The sequence below is a fragment of the Chitinimonas sp. JJ19 genome (assembly GCF_036961565.1).
GTDB lineage: Bacteria > Pseudomonadota > Gammaproteobacteria > Burkholderiales > Chitinimonadaceae > Chitinimonas.
This window is the reverse complement of sequence record NZ_JBAMDD010000006.1, coordinates 23420-43382: the sequence shown is the minus strand read 5'-3', so window position 1 is coordinate 43382 and position 19963 is coordinate 23420. Positions and strand designations below refer to the sequence as shown.

Below are 19963 nucleotides of genomic sequence, written 5' to 3'. Positions count from 1 at the left end.
TATCGAGCGATTGCTCTAGATTTTCATTCTGCGCTTGGCTAAGTTGTCCCTACCGCCAAAACAAATAGGCGGATCAACAACATACGGAGACAACATCGATGACACGCTACGCTGCATGGCTGGTGGCGCTGGGGCTGCTTGCCGCCCCGGCTACCCCCGCCCTGGCCGCTTCCAGCGGCTATACCCAGACGCAATACCCCATCATGCTGGTGCATGGCCTGTTCGGTTTTGACCAGGCGCTGGGGGTGGATTACTTCTACCGCATCCCGGCCGAGCTGCAAAAGGACGGTGCCAAGGTGTTCGTGGCCCAGGTATCGGCCACCAACAGCACCGAGAAGCGTGGCGAGCAGTTGCTCAGCCAGGTCAAGCAGGTGCTGGCGATTACCGGTGCCCGCAAGGTGAATCTGATAGGCCATAGCCACGGCGGCCCGACCATACGCTATGTGGCTGGCGTGGCGCCGCAGCTGGTGGCATCGGTGACGTCGGTCGGTGGTGTCAACAAGGGTTCGCGCATTGCCGATATCGTGCGGGGTGCCGTCCCACCGGGCTCGGTGTCGGAGAGCCTGGCGGCTTCCGCCGCCAAGGGCCTGGCTGGCCTGATCTCGGTGGTATCGGGTGGCAGCCACCTGCCGCAGGACCCGATCGCCGCCATGGAATCGCTGACCACGGCCAAGACCGCCGACTTCAATGCGCGCTTCCCGGCTGGTGTGCCCACTACCGCCTGTGGTGAAGGTGCCTATGTGGTCAATGGTGTGCGCTACTACTCCTGGAGCGGCGCCAGCACGGTGACCAATATCTTTGATGTGTCCGATGGCGCGCTAGCCTTGACCGGGCTGGCCTATGGCAGCCCCAACGATGGCCTGGTGGGCACTTGTTCCAGCCGCCTGGGCCAGGTGCTGCGCGACAACTACAAGATGAACCATGTAGACGAGATCAACCATTTCTTCGGCATCGTCCATCTGTTCGAGACCAACCCGGTCACGCTGTACCGGCAGCAGGCTAACCGGCTCAAGAACGCGGGTCTGTGAGCGTCTGCGCTGAACATCTGCGCGACCTTGGCAAGATGCCTGCCCACGCCCGGCCTCGGGCGTGGGCAGCTGGGTTCTTTACTTGCCCTGTCTGCATGAGGGGGGAGTAGTACACTAGACCGGTCTTTACACCATGCAGCTCGATACCTTGAAATCCCCCTATTTTATTGCCAGCGCCGCGCTGTTGCTGGCCGCCGGCCTGTTTGCCGCCAATACCGACACGCCTACCCTGCCCGCCGCTACCCCGTTGGTCCCTGTGGAGGCGCCTGCTTCCCTACAGGGTACGGTCAGCGATGGTCAGCTGCAGACCACAGCCGATACGCTGGTGCTGGATGCCAGCCTGATCGAGCTGTTTGACTACCACCTGGCCACGGTGGGTGAACGCACGCTGGAGCAGGTGCTGGCCACGCTGGAGGCCGAACTCGACAAGCGCCTGCCGCCCAAGGCGGCAGCCGAGGCCAAGCGGCTGCTGCAGCGCTATGTGGCATTCAAGCGCGAGCTGGTGGCGCTGGAGCAGCAGACCGAGCTGGCCGGCGCCAGCCTGGAGTCTGCCCAGGCGCGTATCAAGGCGGTGCGCGCCTTGCGTGCCAAGTACTTCAGCCCGGCCGAGCTGACCGCCTTGTTCGGCTGGCAGGATACCTATGACGATGACGCCCTGGCCCGCCAGGCCATACTGCGCGACAGCAGCCTCAAGCCCTTGCAGAAGCAGCAGCGCTTGGCCGAGCTGGATCAACGCCTGCCGCCCGAGATACTGGCGCAACGGCAGGTGCCGGTGCAGCACCTGACGCTGGCCGAGCAGGTAAGCCAAGCGCGGGCGAAGGGTGCGGATGATGCGGCGGTTTACCAGCTGCGTACCGCCAGCGTAGGCGAACCGGCTGCCCAGCGCCTGGCTGAGGTGGACCGCGAGGAGGCTGCCTGGCAGCAGCGGATACAGGCCTACCTGGTGGAGTTGGCCCGTATCAAGGCAGATGCGGCGCTGGACGAAGTTGGCCGCAGCAGCGCCATCAGCCAGTTGCGCAGCACCCGTTTCAGTGCAGACGAGCAATTGCGCCTGAGGGCTTACGAGGACTAGGGGCGCCCAGCACCCACCACCTTGACTGACAGGGTGGGGTGGGTTGCTCTTATCCACCAACGCCAGCTTGAGCGTCTGGAGAGCAGGCTGGTGGGTGTACCGACCATGAAAAGGGCGACCCTGGGGTCGCCCTTGTTGTTGCCAGCGTACTGCTTAGAAATGGTAGGCCGCGCTGGCAAACCAGCGGCGGCCAGGCATGGGATAGAGGTTGTAGTTGCTGGCCGTCGTGCTCTTGATGCCGTAGGTGGCATAGCGCTTGTCGGCCAGGTTCTGGCCGCTCAGGGCCAGTTGCAGATCGCCTAGCTGATGGCTGAGCTTGAGGTTGACCGTGCCGTAGCCGGCCAGCTTGGCACCAGTATTGTCCTGGTCGTTGTCCAGCCGGCTATCGCCTACGCCATGCAGGCTGGCGCTCAATCGGGTTGCCTCGCTGAAGGCCCAGCCTACCTGCAGGTTGCCCTGCAGCTTGGGCACCAGTGGTACCTGCTTGCCGGCGACATTGTGACCGGCGTAGATACCGCTGCGGAACTCGGCATCCTGCCAGGCCAAGTTGGCGCCCAGGCTGAGGCTACCGGCCTGGTAGGACCAGTCGGCTTCCAGTCCGCGGCGCAGGGTAGGCTGCAGGTTGATGTTGGCGCCAAAGCCATTCACATGCGGCTGGAAGGCGATTTCATCGTTCAGGCGCAGATTGAACAGCGATACGCGCAGCTTGCCCAGCGGCAGGCGGGCATCCAGCCCGGCCTCGAGGTCGCGCGAGGTCTGGGTGCGCAGATCGCTGCTAAAGGCCAGCTCATCGGCATTGGGCAGGCGATAGCTCTTGCCCAGGCGGGCATACAGCGACAACTCGGGCGAGAGCACATGGCGTAGCCCCAGTTGCAATGCAAGCGGTGAGGACTTGCGATCCGAGGTCAGCAGGCCGCTGCTGTGCAGGGTCTGCTCGGCCCGTTCGGTACGCGCACCCAGCGTGATGCGGGTGCCGACTGCCACGGCATAGCCGCCGTCCAGCCAGAACGCACGGGTCTGTTGCACGCTGGTCGAGGTGCCGCTGCTGTTGTAGAAGGGGCTGGTGTAGCTGCTGCTGCCGTTGGCGACGCTGCGGCTGATGTCCACGCCGGCGGCCAGGTCGAGCGCACCGAAATCATAGGCGGCACGAGGTGAGAAGCGGTTTTCGCGGATTTCGTTGCGTGCCTGCGAGATACCGTCATAGGCATCTTCGAAGTAGCTGTCCTGGTCCTTCTCGCGCCGGCTCAGGTCCACTACCCAGCGTGCCTGGCCCAGCTTGCCTTCGCCATGGAAGGTGTAGCGGGTGTTGTCGATGTCGCCATGGTCGGCCAAGTTGCTGCTGCCCCATGGGTCGGTGACAAACTCATTGCTGCCGGTGGCGGGGTTGACGGCACGGGGGCCGGCAAAACGGTTTTCATGCTCGTCGCGGGCCAGGCCCAGCGATAGCCGGGTGTCGCCTTCCTGCCAGCCCAGTGTGGCAGAGCCGGCGTTGGTCTTATGGGCGCTATTGCGGCGGAAGCCATCGCTTTCCTGATGGTAGCCATCGAGCCGCAGCGTGAGTTGGGTGCCAAAGCCGGCGCCGGCAAACAGTTCCCGCGATTGGTGGCTGCCCGCGCGGAGCGAGACACTGCCACCAGGTCCTTGGCGCGTGATCAGGTTGATGACGCCGCCGGTACTGCCGCCGCCCCAGGCGACGGCGCCGCCACGGACGATCTCTATGCGTTCCAGCCGGTCCAGCGCCATGCCGGACAATTTGGGCGAGGACAGGTCGTTGTCATTGAGCTTGATGCCATCCAGCAGGATAAGGGTGTTGCTGGCGGCGGTGATGCCAAAGCCGCGCAGATCGATGGAGCCATTGTCGGTGCCATCGCTGTTGCGCACAGTGACACCGACCACGCCTTCAAGCAGCGCGATCAGATTGCTGGCTGCGCTGCGTTCGATATCCTCGCGCGAGATGACCGAGATGTTCACGGGTTGGTCGGCCGCTGCTGCGGGCAGGCGGTTGGCGGTCACCACCAGGGTTTGGGTTTGTTCCGCCGCAAAGGCGGACGTAGCGAGGCTGGCCAGCATCATGGCGGCCGAGAGAGAGGTAAGACGAGGGTGCATCAGGGAGTCACTCCGCTGCGCCTGCCCACCGCAGGCGATCAATTCAAGCGGAGGCGCGACGGAGTACAGCAGGCCAGGGGGCCAGGCGGCGTCGCGGGAGAGACGCCCGCCGCGACCTCCGCACCATCCATGCGGCGGCTTGAGCATCAAGCGCGTCCAGCAGGCACGACAGGCCGGTCTCCGGGCTGGCCACTCTATGCTTCGCCTTCCCACCTCGACTGGAGGCAGTGGCTGGATGCGCGCGAGCGCGGCATCAGAAGCACTTCATTGTGGCTTACCGTTGCGGGGGCAGCGCCGGGTTCGATTGCAGGGCAATCCCACCGGCTTCCCGTTTCACTTTGCCTTGGGCAAAGCACCTGTCGAGGCGGCGCATTATACGCGGCGTATCGGCTACGGCCGAACTAATCTAATAGTCTTATTACATAAGCGGGAGGTAGATCATGCACGACGGTAATGCCATCAACTGGTTCGAGATACCGGCTGCCGATTTCGACCGGGCCAAGCGCTTCTACAGCGCCATCTTTGCCTACGACATGCCTGAGTGGCCCATGCAAGGGGTGCGCATGGGGGTGTTGCCTGGCGGCGAGGGCAAGGTGGGTGGCACCATTATCCATGTTCCTGGCTTCTACAAACCCTCGCAGGATGGGGTGCTGGTCTACCTGAACGGCGGCGATGACCTCAGCGTGGTGCTGGCCAGGGTGGAGGGTGCTGGCGGCCAGGTGCTGATCGCCAAGCGGCAGATCAGCGAGGAGATAGGCTATATGGCGGTCTTTCTCGACAGCGAGGGCAATCGGGTTGCCCTGCATTCACCCCACTAGCAGGCCGCCCCACATGCGCGGCTGGACAACTACCAGGCTTCGCCGCGTAGAATGGACACCATGCAGATCAAACGTGCCATCGAAGTCTGGGAAAAGGGAATGAACGGTGCGCTAACCGGCCAGTTGCCGGTCGCGGAGACTATTTCGTCCGTCTGGTTGCTACAGTTGTTTGCGGCTGAGCAGCAACGTCCCGATCCTGACATGGTGCTGTCCTATTTCCTGACCCCAGACAAACTGTTGGCCTTGCAGCCCTATGTGGCCCAGCAGTTCGATGCCGGCCAGTACGACTACATCCTGACTGCCTACGGTGTACCCAGCGAGCGCGCCCAGGCCGGCATGTCGGCGTCGGCCGACGAGGAACCTTACGACTAGGCGCCGGGGAGTGTTTGTTTTTTATACACGGGCGCCCAAACGGCGCCCGTGTTCATTTCTGGTGCAGTTCTGCCTGCCGGATGACTTGAATGGGCCGTCTAGCCAGGGGGAGAAGCGCGCCGGCCTTGTGCCAGTGGGGGCGTGCGGCAGGAGCGGTATGATCCAGATGGCACCCCGCAGCCCCCGGCGCTACACCATGACCTGCAGAGCGGGCGATCTAGTCGCGGCGTTGCTGCGTGGCGCGACTTTCTGCCCACTCTGGTGGTTTCCAGAAGTGGCGTGGGTCGCGGGTGCGCCAGGCGTCGCGGAACATGTCGGCCCATTCGTGAAAGGTCAGGCGCAGCGGATTGTGGCTCTGTATCTGCCGCACTATGCCATAGCGCGGTGCTTCGTCTTCCGCCACATAGCTGCCGAACAGCCTATCCCAGATGACCAGCACGCCTGCGTAGTTGCGGTCTATGTACTGCGGGTTGCGGGCATGGTGTACCCGGTGGTTGGATGGGGTGTTGAACACCTGCTCCAGCCAGCCCAACCTGCCTATGGCTTCGGTGTGGACAAAGAACTGGTAGGCTAGGTTGAGCCCGACCACCAGGATGACCAGGTCGGGCGAATAACCCAGCCAGGCCATGGGCAGCCAGAATACCCACATGCCCGATAGCGGGTAGGTCAGGCTTTGCCGGAATGCGGTGGAGAGATTGAGCCGCTCGCTGGAATGATGGGCCACATGGCTGGCCCATAGCCAGCGCACCCTGTGGCTGGCACGGTGGAAGAAGTAGTAGAGGAAATCCTGCAGCAGAAAGGCCAGCAGCAGGCTCCACCAGCTATTGGGCAGTAGCTGCAGGCCATGGGCATGTACCCAGGTGTAGGCTGTCTTGATGAACAGCAGGTTGGCCAGCAGGTCGGCACCCTGATGCAGCAGGGCCAGGCCAGCGTTGGACAGGGTATCGACCAAGGTGTACTTGGCGATGCCGCGCTTGTGCCAGTACCAGGCCTCCCAGGCGACACAGCCCAAAAAGACAGGTGCCAGGGCAAGCAGGACCAATCCAGGATCAAAGCCGAGTTCCATGGTGCTTCCTGGGCTCCTGTAATGAACTTAGCGGCGCGTTGGTGGCGAGTGGACCGTAGAGGCTCAGTCCCCGCCACCGCCGCCGCATCCACCACACCCACCGCCCCCACCATCGGAACCGGAGCTGTCCGAACTGCTGCAGCCCGTGCTGGTGCTAGCGCTGGCGCTACTGGCGTCGGTGTTGGGCGTAGGCCGGTAGACCGGTAGCAGGTGTCCCCAGGCTGTCCCTACCAGGGCCGCGCTACCCAGCCAGGCAAATTGGCGCAGTACCAGGTCGGGCTGCTGGGGTGAGCTATTGAGTTGCTTCTGCAGCAGCTGCCGGCTAGCTTGCATGGTATCCCTGCCCAGCCGAGTGGGGTGGAGGCGACCGCGCTGACGTAGCAGGCGCCAGGCGCAGAAGCCGCCGTAGGCCAGTACGATGACGATCAGGATGGCGACCGGCTTATCGCGGCTGATGCCCACGGCGATCTTGATCAGGCCCAGCAGCCACAGGGCCGCCATGCCAAAACAGATGGGCAGGACTTGAGCCTGGTACTGGGCATTGCTCAGCAGCAGGCGTTTTTCTTCCAGCTGCTGGCGTAGTGGGTGAAGCTGCGACCGTAGATATGGCAGGGCGCGCTGGAACAGGCCGGGCTGTTTCTCGCCCTCCCTCAGCAGGCCAAACACGCTGCGTTCCAGCGCGGTCTCGGCCAAGCCTATGTCCCCGGTGCGTTGCAGTGTGCCATCGGGCAGGGTGTGGATCAGCTGTTGTTGTTCCAGTTTGAGCAAGGCGGTCTGCAGCACCCGGTTCGGCCCACCTGCCAGGTAGGCCGCCTGGTAGGCATCCAGGCTGGGGGGCAGCATGGCGCTGGCGCTGTCGTCCCGCCAGCGGCACCAGCCATGCCAGGCCAGGGAGAACAGCGCGAGCGCCAGCAGTGCCGACAGGTAGAAGCCCAGGAAGTCCGGACCGCTGTAGTTCCACACCCGCCAATCCTGCAGTACTGCGCAACCGGCCAGCAGGCCGCTGCTGGCAAGGCCGGCCAATAGGTTGCGGGGGCGGGTCAGCGTGGGCTTGGGTAAGCACCAGTGCTGGCGGGTATCCAGCCGGACAAAGCGGCTGGCGGCAGGCTGGGGCGGCCAGATGTCGGCCGGTGGTGCCACACCGAACAGGCGCTGGTAGCTGGCTAATGTTTGCTGGTAGAGATCGCGGTAGTGGCTGTCCTGCTGCTGGCCGCCACGGCTGGGCTCGTGGTGCAGGGTCTGCCTCAGCACTTGTGGGCAGAAGCGCTCCCAATAGTCGCGACTGTCGCACAGGTGCTGATGCCAGGCCTGGTCCACCGCATCGGAAGGCGATGCCACATGGCCACTGCACAGCGCCAGCAGCACAAAGCGCCGGTACTCTTGCACCACGCGCGTGGCGTAGTCCCGTGACCAGCCGTTCTGCTGGGCCAGCTTGCTGCAGAACGGCAGCAACTGATCGGGCTGCTCCAGCGGGTGAGCCTGGATACGTTGGTATAGCGCCTGTTGGTCGGGTGTCAGCTGGGCTTGCATGGCGGTCTCCTGGGGGGGCTTACTTGCTGCGTACGCGGCTTACTGCCTCCACCCAGCCATCATAGAGCGATACGCGCCGTTCGGCTGCCATGGCGGGGCTGAAGTGCTGCTGGCAGGCCCACAACTGGCTGATTTCCTCCAGGTTGGCATACAGGCCTATGCCCAGGCCAGCCAGGTAGGCGGCGCCCAAGGCCGTGGTCTCGGTAATGGTGGGGCGTTCCACCGGGGTATCCAGCAGATCGGCCAGGAACTGCATCACCCAGTCGTTGCCTGCCATGCCGCCATCGACCCGCAAGGCGGCCGGCAGGGTGGTGCCATCTGCACGCATGGCTTCCAGCAGATCGCGGGTCTGGTAGCAGACCGACTCCAGCGCCGCCCGCACGATGACGGCAATGCCGGAGTCGCGGGTCAGGCCAATGATGGCGCCACGGGCCTGTGGGTCCCAGTAGGGAGCACCCAGGCCGGTAAAGGCCGGCACCAGGTAGACGCCATGGGTGTCATCCACTTCGCGTGCCCATTTTTCCGATTCGGCGGCGCTGCCTATCAGCTTGACGGCATCGCGCAGCCATTGCACGGCGGCGCCCGCGATAAAAATGCTACCTTCCAGCGCGAAGGTTGGCTGGCCGTCCAGGCGGTACGCCAGGGTGGTGATCAGCCGGTTGCGCGAACGCACCATCTCGCTGCCCGTGTTCATCACCATGAAGCAGCCCGTGCCATAGGTGGACTTGACCATGCCTGGCGCAAAGCAGGCCTGGCCCACGGTGGCGGCCTGCTGGTCGCCGGCCACACCGCGTATGGGGATGGCGGCGCCAAACAGCTGGGGCAGGCTGCTGCCGTAATCGGCGGCACAGTCGCGCACCTGCGGCAGCAGGCTGGCGGGCACACCAAAAAAGTCCAGCAGCTCGGGGTCCCAGTCCTGGGTGTGCAGGTTGAACAGCAGGGTGCGGCAGGCATTGGTGGCGTCGGTGGCATGTACCGACCCACCGGTCAGCTGCCAGATCAGCCAGCTGTCTATGGTGCCGAAAGCCAGCTCGCCGGCCTCGGCCCGTTGCCGGGCACCGGCTACATGGTCCAGCAGCCAGGCTATCTTGCTGGCGGAGAAATACGGGTCCAGCAGCAGGCCAGTCTTGTCGGCCAGCCATTGCTCGCGCTCGGGCGTGTGGTGGGCGGCACACCAGGCGGCGGTGCGCCTGTCCTGCCAGACTATGGCGGGATGGATGGGCTGGCCGGTCTGGCGATCCCACACCACGGTGGTCTCGCGCTGGTTGGTCACGCCGATGGCGGCGATGTCGGTGGCGGCGAGGCCGGCGCTGGCCAGCGCATCCCGCACCACGGCTAGGGTGTCTTGCCAGATGCGCAGTGCGTCATGTTCTACCCAGCCATCGGCCGGGTAGTGCTGCGGCAGCTCGGTCTGGGCACGGGCCAGTACCTTGCCGGCCCGGTCGAACAACATGGCGCGGGTGCTGGTAGTGCCCTGGTCTATGGACAGGATGGCGTGGGGCATGGGGTCTCCGATGTGTTGTATTGCCGTAGTTTTTGTTGTTGGCGTGCCGTTTGGGGCGATTCTAGCAAGTGCTGGGCGTAGCCCCCGCCCTGACCATGGGCTATCTTCACTATGCGATGGAAACGACACAACCTTACGACCTGCTGGTGGTGGGCGGCGGCATCAATGGCACGGGTATCGCCAGCCATGCCAGCCAGGCCGGCCTCAAGGTATTGCTGCTGGAACAGGGCGACCTGGCCGGTGCGACGTCGTCTGCCTCCAGCAAGCTAATACACGGTGGCCTGCGTTATCTGGAGCAGCGGGAGTTCCGCTTGGTACGCGAGTCGCTCAGCGAGCGCGAAGTCCTGCTCAGCATGGCGCCGCATCTGGTGTGGCCACTGGCCTTTGTGCTGCCCCACCATGACGGCCTGCGGCCTGCCTGGCTGATCAGGCTGGGCTTGTTCCTGTATGACCATCTGGGTGGGCGGGAGCGCTTGCCAGCCTCCTACGGCATCAATCTGCGGCGCCACCCCTGGGGTGGGCCGATCAAATCCGGTTTCAAGCGGGGCTTCGTCTATGCCGACTGCTGGGCGGACGATGCCAGGCTGGTGGTGGCCAATGCCATGCAATGCCGCGAGCTGGGCGGTACGGTGCGAACCCGCACCCGCATGCTGGAAGCGCATCGGGAGGGGCGGCAATGGCGGGTTACGGTGCAGACGCCAGATGGCGGGACGACAACCGTCTATGCCCGGGCCTTGGTCAATGCCGCCGGCCCTTGGGTGGAGCGGGTGCTCAAGGGCGGATTGCGGCTGGGCGCGCGGGATTCGGTCAAGCTGGTCAAAGGCAGCCATATCGTGGTGCCCGCCCTGCATGATGGCCCGCAGGCCTTCATCTTGCAGCACCGCGATGGCCGCATTGCCTTTGTGCTGCCCTATGAGCAGGGCTACAGCCTGATAGGCACCACGGATGTCGTGCACCATGGCGAACCGGGCGAGGTGGCTTGCTCGGATGAAGAGGTAAGTTACCTGTGCCAGTTGGTGGGTGAATACTTTGAACGCCCGCCGCAGCCTAGCGACGTGCTGTGGCGCTATGCGGGTGTGCGGCCCCTGTACGATGACCAGAGTGACAACCCGTCGGCCATCACCCGCGACTACACCCTGCGGCTGGACCAGGGCGGTGCACCGGTGCTGTCGGTGTTCGGTGGCAAGCTGACCACCTATAGGCAGCTGGCTCGCCATGCATTGCAGCATCTGAAGCCGTATTTCGAGCGCATGCAACTGCCTGCCCAGTCCGCCGTGCTGCCGGGCGGTGTGATGCCTGCTGCCGACTTTGAGGCGTTTTACCAGGAAGCCTGTGTGCGTTATGGCGGCTTGCCGGCGAGCCTGGTGTACCGGCTGGCGCGGCAGTTTGGCGATCGCCTGGTGCTGGTGCTGGGCACTGCCAATAGCGTGGCCGAGTTGGGCCGGCATTTTGGTGCCGAGCTGTATGAGTGCGAGGTGCGCTATCTGATGCGCGAAGAATGGGCGCAGACGGCTGATGACATACTGTGGCGTCGGACCAAGCGTGGCCTGCATATGACGGCGCCGGAACGGCAGGGCCTGGCTGACTGGTTGCTGGCACAGGCGGGCTGAGCCGGTGCTGGCCTGCCAGTGTAGGCTGCCGACTTAAACAAACACGCCCCGCATTGCGGGGCGTGTTTGTTTAAGCTTGCTGGCCTGTGTCAGGCTGCGGGCTGTTCTTCGCCTATCAGGCGACGGATATGCTCCAGCAGCTCGTCTTCCTGGTAAGGCTTGCCCAGGAAGGCATTGACGCCCAGTTCGAACGCGTAGTTCTTGTGTTTGTCGGCAGTACGCGAGGTGATCATGATGATGGGGATGTCGCGCGTGTCGGCATTCAGACGCAGGTTACGCGTCAGTTCAAAGCCATCCATACGCGGCATTTCCACGTCCAGCAGCATCACCGCCGGGCGGATATCCTGCAACTTCTGCAGGGCATCCACGCCGTCCTTGGCGGTCTCCACCTGGTAGCCTTCGCGGGCCAGCAGGCGGCCGGTGATCTTGCGCACCGTCAACGAATCGTCCACCACCATGACCAGCGGGGCGATCTGCAGGATCTCCTCGGGGGCCGGTGCGCTGGCAGCCATGGCGGCATCGAAGTCGGCCACCGGGGCCTCGGCACGACGCTGCAGCAGGGCCAGCGGGTTGATGATGAGCACGATCTCGCCATTACCCAGCACGGTGGCGCCGGCAATACCAGCCACCCGCACCAGTTGCGGCCCAATGTTCTTCACCACGACTTCCTGGTTCTTCACCAGTTCGTCGACATGAACAGCAATGCGGCTGATACCGGAGCGCAGCAACATGATGGTGTTGTAGCGCTTCTGTTCGGGCTGGCTGTCATAGTCACCCAGCAGGCGAGGCAGGTAATGGAAGGGATAGACATTGCCCTGCCACTCGGCCTGGTGCCTTTGGTATAGCTGGTTGAGCGGCTCTACCTTCAGTTCCTGCACCTGCTCCACCATCACCGAGGGGATGGCGTAGAGCTTGCCGGCCACCTTGACCAGCACGGCCTGGGTGACGGCCAGCGTCAGCGGCAGGTGGATGGTGAAGGTGGTGCCACGACCGGCTTCGGAGGTCACTTCGACGCGACCGCCCAAGTCTTCGATCTCGCTCTTGACCACGTCCATGCCTATGCCGCGACCCGACAGCTGGGTCACTGCACTGGCGGTGGAGAAGCCAGCCTCGAAGATCAGGCCCATGATATGGGCGTCGGTGTACTCGCCACCGGCTTCAATCAGGCCCTTCTCCAAGCCCTTCTGGCGTATGCGCTCGATATCGAGGCCGGCGCCGTCGTCGCGCAGCACCAGTACCAGTTCGTTACCTTCCTGGCGGGCTTCCACCACGATTTCGCCGAACTCGTTCTTGCCCTTGGCCAGCCGCTGGTCGGGCGTCTCGAGACCATGGTCGATGGCGTTGCGCAGCATATGCTCGAACGGCGACACCATTTTTTCCAGCACGCCCCGGTCAATCTCGGCACGGCCACCACGCAGCTCCAGGTTCACCTTCTTGCTGGTTTCCTTACCGGTCTGGCGCACCAGCCGATACAGGCGTTCCGATACCGAGGAGAACGGCACCATGCGCACGCGCATCAGTTCCTGCTGCAGGTCACGCGTCATGCGGGCCTGCTGGGTCAGCGCGGCGCTGGATTCGTCCAGGTTCTTCAACAGGTTGTGCTGCACCGTGGCCACGTCATTGACGCTTTCGGCCATGAAGCGGGTGAGTTCCTGCAGACGGCTGAAACGGTCGAACTCCAGCGGGTCGAAGTCAGGCAGGTCGGTGGCATGGGCCATCCGCGACTGCATCTGCGATTCGGCCTGGATTTCAATCTCGCGCAACTGCCCCCGCAGACGGGCCACGTTATCGGTCAGATCCAGCAAGGAGCGCTTGAGCGCCAGCATTTCGGATTCGATACGGGTACGCGAAATCGACACCTCGCCCGCCTGGTTGACCAGGCGGTCGACCAGATCGGAGCGCACCCGTATGCTGGATTTGCCGGCATCGGGATCGACCAGGCCCAGGGCAGGGGCAGTACGGGCTGCCTGGCCTGGCTGTGCCGTGGCGACACGGCTGGCTTCGGATGCAGCCGATGCTGCCACCATGGCGGCGATGTCGGCTTGTTCCTCGGCCTCGGCGGCGGCTTCAGGCTCGCCATTGATCAGCCTGTCCTGCAGCTCGTTGATGGCATCGAAGTCGAGATCGAGTTCATCGAGCAGGGCGACGGAGAGATGCTCGCCGGCATTGAGCAGGCGGGTTTCCATATTGTGGGTGGCTTCACCCATGCGCATGGCGCCGGCCATGCGCGCACTGCCCTTGAGCGTGTGCAGCACCCGCTTGAGCGAATCATGGGTCTCGGTGTTGTTGGGCTCACCGCGCAGCGCGCGCAGATCGGCCGACAACTGCGGCAGCAGTTCCTGCATTTCTTCCAGGAAGATAGGCAGCAACTGCTCGTCCAGCTCATCCTTGACGTGGATATCGCCCAGGCGATCCGGCGTGGCCAGATGCATGACGCTGCCCACACCATCCTGCTCGGCAGGCGTGGGGGCGGAGGCCAGTGTGGTTTCTTCCACCAGGGGTTCAAAGATCGCCGTCGGGATGACGAATTCCTCGACTACCGGTGCCTCTGCCTCGGCAACCTCCAATACGATGGCTTCGTCCACCGCCGCCAGCGGTATGGCTTCCAGCATGGCTTCGGCGGCCGGTATGGCGTGTACGTCCTCGGCGATCTCGTCCAATACCAGCGGGCTGTCGATGTCCTCGGCCGGCAGTTCGGCGGCAGGCGCCACTAACTCGGCCGGTTCGTCGGCAACGCCCAGCAGTTCGGGCGTGGACTCGGTCAGATCCAGCGAGAGTTCGGACAGCAGCTCGGCGCCCGGGAGTTCTTCCACTACCAGTGCAACCGGGGTGTCCTCGTCGGCGGTCAGCTCTGCTTCCTGGTCTGCCAGATCGGCTTCTACCTCGATCTCGTCTGCCGCCAGGGGAGCGTCAATACTGACTTCTTCCGGCAGAGCCAGTTCGTCCAGCGACAGGTCAAGCACATCGGCGTTGTCTGCGGTGCTGTCTGCCGTGGCGCTAAGGGCATCTGCAGCGGTGTCGGCCTCGTCCAGCGATATATCCAGATCCAGCACGTCAGCGTCACTTGCTGCTGCGACTTCTATCGTTTCTTCCAGCAGGGCGGCTTCAGTTGCTGCGCTGATTTCCGGCGCCGACAGATCACCCAGATCAAGATGGATCTCTTCCGGCTCCAGCAACAGATCCAGCGGCTCTGCGGTCTCGGCAGGGGCCTCCAGTACCACTTCCTCGGTGGGCTGGGCGGCGTCCAGATCCAGTGTCAGCCCTTCCAGCGCTGGGGCTGCGACCACTGTTTCGGCGGGCGCTGCCATATCCAGGGTCAGGTCGAATTCGGCCGGGGCAGGTTCGCTGTCCAGTGTCAGCAGGGGCTCGGCTTCGTCCTTGAGGCGGTTGGTCAAGGCCGTCAGCATGGCCACGGTCTGTGGCTCGTCCTGCGGGGTCTCGTAGCGGCCCACCTGGCCCAGCATCACGCCCACCTTGTCGATGGCCATGGAAAGGGTGTCGTAATCGCCTTGTGCCGGTTCCGCGCCCGCCTTCTGGTAGGCCAGCAGGGCTTGCTCTATGGCATAACCCAGCTCGCCCAGCGAGGTGAAGCCGGTGGTGTTGGCGATACCGCAAAGCGTATGGGCCGCGTGGACAAATTCAGGCCGCACTTCGCCACGGGTGCTGAAGTCGATAAAGGCATCGTTCAGTGTGGCGAAATGGCGATAAGCCTCGTCAAGGAAGATACCGAACAAGGCCTTGGAGATGGTGATATCGCCGATGACCAGCTCGGGTGCTTCCACTTCCTCTTCAGGATGGGCCAGCTCGATGGAGCCGGGTAGCAGCGGTGCGGCTTCCGGCTCGCCCAGGTCGAAGTCGAGTACGGCCGCTTCGGCGGTCTCGGCTTCTGTCGCTGCGGGCGGGGCATCGAGTTCGAAATCCAGCGCGAACTCGTCTGCCGGTGCAGCACTCAGTTCGATGGCAGGCTCGGTGGCCGGTGCGGCATCCAGCTCGAGCAGGGCCGGGGCATCACTTGTGAGCTCGGGCAGGGCCAGTTCGATCGGAGTTTCGGCTGCCGGCTCGGCAACCATGCCCAGATCCAGCGCGGGCTCGGCTTCCACTTCGAGCGCGGCGGGCTGGGGCGCTTCGGCGGCCGGTGCGGCGTGCTCGGGCTCCTGGCCATTCTTCAACTGCTCGGCCAGGGTAAAGATGGCAGTGGCCTCCACCTGTGCAGTACCGCTCTCCTTGAGCTGGTCCACCCAGATCGAGAAGCCCGCCGTGGCTTGCTCCACCAGTTGCAGCAGGCTGGCGCTGGCGCGCTTTTCATCTTGCAGCCACTTGTTCATCACCTGCTCGACCGACCAGGCCACTTCGCCCAGCTGGTTCAGGCCCACCATGCGGCCACTACCCTTGAGGGTGTGGAAACCACGGCGGATGACAGTCAGCGCTTCCTTATTGGTAGGCTGGTCGCGGATGATGGCCAGATGGCTGTTGACATTGTCCAGCACCTCGACCGCTTCTTCGAGATAGACCTCCAGCAGTTCGGCATCGACAGCCGCTTCGCTGACGGCCGTGCTGACGACCGGTGCCGCAACTGGCGCAGGCTCGGTTGCTGGCGCGCTTTCTACCTCCGCCGGGCTGGCGGCCACCACAGGCTCCAGCTCGACTTCCGGTTCGCTGGCGAACTCGGCGGCAATCTGTTCGGCTTCCGTGGGCACGATCTCGTCCGGGGCTTCGCCACGGATCTGGTGCAGCCAGGGGGCAATCAGCTTGCCGCGATCAGCTTCTTCGCGGCGCAGGGCATCGATGTAGAAACCCAGGCTGGAGAAGGCTTCCGCCAGAAACTCCAGTTCTTCGGCCGGGGCCGTGTAGTCCTCAGCCTGGCAGCGTTTGACGATGTCGGCGCAGGCATCCAGTATCACCTGGGCGTCACGTTCGTCCAGTATGGTCAGGGCACCGCGTATCTGCCGTATGGGGGCATCCGTACTGAGCAGCTCGCTACGGGTATCCGGGTCACGGAAGAAATCATCCAGGGTTTGTTCTATCTGGCCCAGATTGGTCTGTATTTCCTGCGCTACCTGCGCCATCAACAGGCGCTCCTGCGCCCGGCGCGATACTTCGTCCAGCAGGGTGACCTCGGGGGCATTGGCTGCGCCATCCTTGAGGCGTGCCTGCATGGCCGTGGCCTGGGCCGGGAAGTCACTGGAGCGCTCGGGGAAAACCACCAGGGCGTTTTCCAACAACAGCAGGGCGGTGGCGACTTCCAGCGCCTGGCTTTCGTTGGGCGCGGCGGTCATGCCGGCCACCACTTCCTGCAACGAGGCGGCCAGGGTGTCGAAGGCCGGAATGGACAGGCTGACCGCGCGCTTGCTGACTTCGGCCAACTGCTGGCGGAAAGTGGGCAGGCGGTCGCTGCTGCCACCACCCACGCGTGCCCAGTTGTCCTTGGTCTGGTTGATCAGTTCCTTCAGTTCCCGCGCGACCTGCATGGCGGCGAGCTGATGGGCGTCGTCTTCCAGGGCGCCGGCCGGCAGCAGGGCGTTGAGGCCATAGGCGCGCCGCACCGCTGCACACTGCACGCTCTGGGTTTCCATGGTGGCGACGGCATACAGCACGTCGCGGAACAGTCGCTCCGCCACCTTGCCACCGCTCTCGGACAGCCGCTTGAGCTGCTGGTTGAGGCGGGCGAACAGTTGCTTCTGGTCGATATCGAGCTTGGCGCGGTTGTCCACGCTGCCCTCGGCCATGGCGGCCGCAGTCCACCAGAAACCCCGTTGCAGATTGCTCGACTGGGTACGTGCTACGCCGAACAGAGCCTGCACCATCCACTGCCCACCCTCGTGCTTGTCACCCTTGAGCCACTTCAGCAGGCCGGCTTCAAAGCGGCTGCGGGCATTCTTCAGGTAAGTCGGCAGGATGGCCTCGTCCAGCTTGTGCGCCGCCAGGTTGGCGGGCAGCGTGGCGGACAAGGGGGGGAAGAACAAATCAGCGCCGCTGCTGTGCTTCTCGCCCCGCAGCTCGCGCACGCGGCGATAGCTGGGTAGCAGCTTGAGGGCCAGATCGGGCGAGCCGTTGACCAGTGCTTCCAGGTATTGAGTCAGGCTTTGCGCTGCGTCAGAGACCAGCTTGAGCATGCTGCCGTCGGCTTCGCCGCGCTCAACCGCGCCAACGGCGACTTCCAGCTCCTCGGCAAAGCGCGAGGCGCCGGACAGGCCGACCATCTCTACTGCACCGCGAACCTGGTGCAGGTGTGTCTGTGCGAACTTGAGTTCGGCGGCATCGGCCTGATTGGCATATTTGGCCAGACTCTGGCGTGCCTTCTCTAGGGCTTGGTCGATTTCGCCTTTGACCCAGATCAGCGAACCCAGATCGAATTCGGTGTGCGCGCTCATCGATGTTGTGTTTCCGCGTTGCGGGGCCGCCCTGCTCCGGGTCTAGCAAAGATGGATGGCTGGCACGTAACGGGCCGCCATAGGGGCGGGCCTGGTGTCATCGCGCTGGCGCCATGTCTTGGCAGGAATGAGCTTGGGGCGTTCCCCTTTATGGCTTGAGAGCTATAGGGCCGCCACGGCAATCCGCCGTTGCAGCCCTTGCCGAATCAGAGTTTGAAGCCCGCAACCGAACCCTTCAGTTCGGCTGCCAGACCAGTCAGCTGACCAATCTGCACGGCAGTCTGCTTGGTACCGGCGGTGGTCTGCTCGGTAATGCGCAGAATGTCCTGCATCGATACGGCCACCTTGTCGGCCAGTTGCTGCTGCGACTGGCTGGCCTTGGCGATGGTCTCGATCAGACCGGCCAGTTCGTTCGACACCTGGCCGATCTCGGTCAGCGCCTGACCGGCGGCATCGGACAGCTTGGCACCTTCCACCACACCCTGGGTGGAGATTTCCATGGCGGCCACGGCATCGTGGGTATCGGCCTGAATGGTCTTCACAATCGCGCCGATCTGCTTGGTGGCTTCACCTGAGCGTTCGGCCAGTCGCTGCACTTCTTCGGCCACCACCGTGAAGCCTCGACCGGCTTCACCGGCGGAAGCGGCCTGGATGGCGGCGTTCAGGGCCAGCACGTTGGTCTGCTCGGTAATGTCGGAAATCAGTTCCACGATTTCACCGATCTCCTGCGAGCTTTCACCCAGCCGCTTGATACGCTTGGCGGTCTCCTGGATCTGTTCGCGGATTTCGTTCATACCCTTGATCTGGTTCTGCACCGCATCGGCGCCCTTGTTGGCGGCATCCAGCGACTGGCGCGCCACACGGGCTGATTCGACGGTGGTACCGGACACGTCGTTGATCGAGCGGGCAATGTTCTGCACCACTTCGTTGGTCTCGACGATTTCTTCGGACTGGCGCTGGGCAGCTTGCAGCAGTTCGCCCGAAATGGCCTGGGCTTGCTGGGATGCCGCCGTCACCTGGTCGGTGGCGCGGTTAATACCGATAATCAGGCTGCGCAGCTCGTCGATGGTGTAGTTCATCGAGTCGGCGATGGCGCCCGTCAGGTCTTCGGTCACCGAGGCGCGTACCGTCAGGTCACCGTCGGCAAGGTCGGACATTTCGTTCAGCAGCCGCAGAATGGCTTCCTGGTTACGCTTGTTTTCGGCTTCGATCTCGGACCGGCGACGTTGCGATTCGGAGTTGTACACCCGCACCAGGCCAAACAGGGCAGCCAATGCCAGCAGTGCGAACACGACTTCCAGGATGATGGGCAGTATGCCGCCAGCCGATTGCTCGTAGGCCGCGGTCAGCTTCTTGGCATCCTGCAGCAGGTTTTCACTTTCCTTGTAGGTGGTCTGGTTGGCCAGACGGGTGTTCACCAGGTTCTGCATATTGCGGGAGAAGGCGCCCACCACGGTTTCGAAGTCCTTGAACATGTCGCGGATTTCGGTCAGCTTTTCCTTCACCTCGGGGTTGCTGGCAGGCTGGATACGCAGCTCTTCGCTACCTTCGATCATGCCTTGCAGGGTGTCGCGGAAGGTGTTGGTGTCCTTGCCCAGCAGGAAGACCACTTCCGGGTTGATGATTTCACCGGCCAACATGGCGTTGGCGTTCTTGGCCATGCGCTGCGACAGCATCACCTGCTGGTTGGCCAGTTCGATCTCGTGGCCAGGGGCGTTCGATTCGCTCAGCAGTGACACCAGCTGCTGGGTCAGTTCCAGCAGCTTGGCATCGTTACGGTTGATCGAACTCACGTTCTTGGTCACCGCCACCAGTGTTTCCCGTTGCTTGAGGATGGTCTCAATCGTGGGCTTCTTGGGGTTGGGGCGGAAGTTGTTGTCCCAGTTCTTCTTGATCTTGCCCAGGATCTCGGCGGCGTCGCCACCGGATGCCGGCAGGCCATCGCCGCCATTGATCAGGCGGTTCAGATCCTTGTCGAAGTCGTTATAGGCTTCGGTCAGCAGCGGGAAGGCATCGGCATTACCCTGGATGGCCTGGGCGGATGCACGGGCCATACGCTGCGAAAGCATCTGCATTTCGGTGGAGGTGGCGCGGTAGATGGCGTCATGGCCGGACGAACGCACCATCAAGGCCACGGTGGTGGCGAAGGCCAGGATGGAGATCCCCATGGCCCAGAAGCAGATTTCGATCTGGCGGCGTATGGGGAGATGCCCGATCAGCGGCAGGGGGCGCGCTGCACCACCGTCCGCCTGAGGCCGGATGCGGTCCAGTATGGACACCGTGCGCAAGGGGTCGTAAGCCTTTTCGGCCTTGTCACCGCCGGACTGACCCTTGTTGCGTCCGAATGCACGCATCAGCGTATCGGTAAAACCGCTGCGCGGTGCCGAGCCGGCTTGGGTATTACCGCCCGATTTCGTTTTATCCTGCAGCGCCATATTCGCTTATCTCCCTGTTGCTTATCTCTGCGGGCCGAGCCGGCCAGATTG

At 63.6% G+C, this 19963-nt stretch carries 11 protein-coding genes and 1 riboswitch; of the genes, 5 read left to right on the top strand and 6 right to left on the bottom strand.

Annotation, left to right across the window (positions count from 1 at the left end; all coding sequences use genetic code 11):
* Positions 1–98: 98 nt before the first annotated feature.
* Positions 99–1028, top strand: a complete 930-nt coding sequence (locus tag V7714_RS09070; RefSeq protein WP_335709431.1) for an esterase/lipase family protein — start codon at positions 99–101, stop codon at positions 1026–1028.
* 133 nt (positions 1029–1161) lie between these two features.
* Positions 1162–2100 (top strand): lipase secretion chaperone, encoded by a 939-nt coding sequence (locus V7714_RS09065; protein ID WP_335709430.1) that lies wholly within the window; start codon positions 1162–1164, stop codon positions 2098–2100.
* 153 nt (positions 2101–2253) lie between these two features.
* Here V7714_RS09065 and V7714_RS09060 read toward each other — a convergent pair whose 3' ends face one another.
* Positions 2254–4206 carry a TonB-dependent receptor gene (locus tag V7714_RS09060; RefSeq protein ID WP_335709429.1) on the bottom strand — a complete coding sequence of 651 codons (1953 nt, stop codon included), beginning with the start codon at positions 4204–4206 and terminating at the stop codon, positions 2254–2256.
* A gap of 154 nt (positions 4207–4360) precedes the next feature.
* Positions 4361–4581, bottom strand: a riboswitch (cobalamin riboswitch).
* A 65-nt stretch (positions 4582–4646) separates the two neighbouring features.
* Here V7714_RS09060 and V7714_RS09055 point away from each other — a divergent pair.
* Positions 4647–5024: a VOC family protein gene (locus tag V7714_RS09055; RefSeq protein ID WP_335709428.1), complete on the top strand. Its 378-nt coding sequence runs from the start codon at positions 4647–4649 to the stop codon at positions 5022–5024.
* Positions 5025–5084: 60 nt separating this feature from the next.
* Complete coding sequence (locus V7714_RS09050) at positions 5085–5396, top strand: hypothetical protein (RefSeq protein WP_335709427.1); 312 nt, start codon at positions 5085–5087, stop codon at positions 5394–5396.
* A gap of 217 nt (positions 5397–5613) precedes the next feature.
* Here V7714_RS09050 and V7714_RS09045 read toward each other — a convergent pair whose 3' ends face one another.
* From V7714_RS09045 to glpK, 3 genes are all read right to left on the bottom strand, one after another.
* Positions 5614–6462, bottom strand: coding sequence for a sterol desaturase family protein (locus tag V7714_RS09045; RefSeq protein WP_335709426.1), 849 nt, complete (start codon positions 6460–6462; stop codon positions 5614–5616).
* 63 nt (positions 6463–6525) lie between these two features.
* Positions 6526–7992: a TIGR04222 domain-containing membrane protein gene (locus V7714_RS09040; protein ID WP_335709425.1), complete on the bottom strand. Its 1467-nt coding sequence runs from the start codon at positions 7990–7992 to the stop codon at positions 6526–6528.
* A 19-nt stretch (positions 7993–8011) separates the two neighbouring features.
* Positions 8012–9496, bottom strand: coding sequence for a glycerol kinase GlpK (gene glpK / locus V7714_RS09035; protein ID WP_335709424.1), 1485 nt, complete (start codon positions 9494–9496; stop codon positions 8012–8014).
* Between the two features lie 116 nt (positions 9497–9612).
* On the opposite strand from glpK, the gene glpD reads away from it, so the two are divergent.
* A complete protein-coding gene (gene glpD, locus V7714_RS09030; RefSeq protein ID WP_335709423.1) occupies positions 9613–11106 on the top strand; it encodes a glycerol-3-phosphate dehydrogenase in 1494 nt (497 codons plus the stop codon).
* Between the two features lie 89 nt (positions 11107–11195).
* On the opposite strand, the gene V7714_RS09025 is transcribed toward glpD, so the two are convergent.
* Together V7714_RS09025 and V7714_RS09020 are read right to left on the bottom strand one after the other, a co-directional pair.
* Positions 11196–17477 carry an Hpt domain-containing protein gene (locus V7714_RS09025; RefSeq protein WP_335709422.1) on the bottom strand — a complete coding sequence of 2094 codons (6282 nt, stop codon included), beginning with the start codon at positions 17475–17477 and terminating at the stop codon, positions 11196–11198.
* A gap of 206 nt (positions 17478–17683) precedes the next feature.
* Positions 17684–19912, bottom strand: coding sequence for a methyl-accepting chemotaxis protein (locus tag V7714_RS09020; protein WP_335709421.1), 2229 nt, complete (start codon positions 19910–19912; stop codon positions 17684–17686).
* Between the last annotated feature and the right edge of the window lie 51 nt (positions 19913–19963).

Excerpts from the sequence above, each read along its gene's own strand:
- V7714_RS09025 (WP_335709422.1), bottom strand. The coding sequence starts at position 17,477 with ATGAGCGCGCACACCGAATTCGATCTGGGTTCGCTGATCTGGGTCAAA.
- V7714_RS09055 (WP_335709428.1), top strand. The coding sequence starts at position 4,647 with ATGCACGACGGTAATGCCATCAACTGGTTCGAGATACCGGCTGCCGAT.
- glpD (WP_335709423.1), top strand. The coding sequence starts at position 9,613 with ATGGAAACGACACAACCTTACGACCTGCTGGTGGTGGGCGGCGGCATC.
- V7714_RS09045 (WP_335709426.1), bottom strand. The coding sequence starts at position 6,462 with ATGGAACTCGGCTTTGATCCTGGATTGGTCCTGCTTGCCCTGGCACCT.
- V7714_RS09020 (WP_335709421.1), bottom strand. The coding sequence starts at position 19,912 with ATGGCGCTGCAGGATAAAACGAAATCGGGCGGTAATACCCAAGCCGGC.
- glpK (WP_335709424.1), bottom strand. The coding sequence starts at position 9,496 with ATGCCCCACGCCATCCTGTCCATAGACCAGGGCACTACCAGCACCCGC.
- V7714_RS09040 (WP_335709425.1), bottom strand. The coding sequence starts at position 7,992 with ATGCAAGCCCAGCTGACACCCGACCAACAGGCGCTATACCAACGTATC.
- V7714_RS09065 (WP_335709430.1), top strand. The coding sequence starts at position 1,162 with ATGCAGCTCGATACCTTGAAATCCCCCTATTTTATTGCCAGCGCCGCG.
- V7714_RS09050 (WP_335709427.1), top strand. The coding sequence starts at position 5,085 with ATGCAGATCAAACGTGCCATCGAAGTCTGGGAAAAGGGAATGAACGGT.
- V7714_RS09070 (WP_335709431.1), top strand. The coding sequence starts at position 99 with ATGACACGCTACGCTGCATGGCTGGTGGCGCTGGGGCTGCTTGCCGCC.
- V7714_RS09060 (WP_335709429.1), bottom strand. The coding sequence starts at position 4,206 with ATGCACCCTCGTCTTACCTCTCTCTCGGCCGCCATGATGCTGGCCAGC.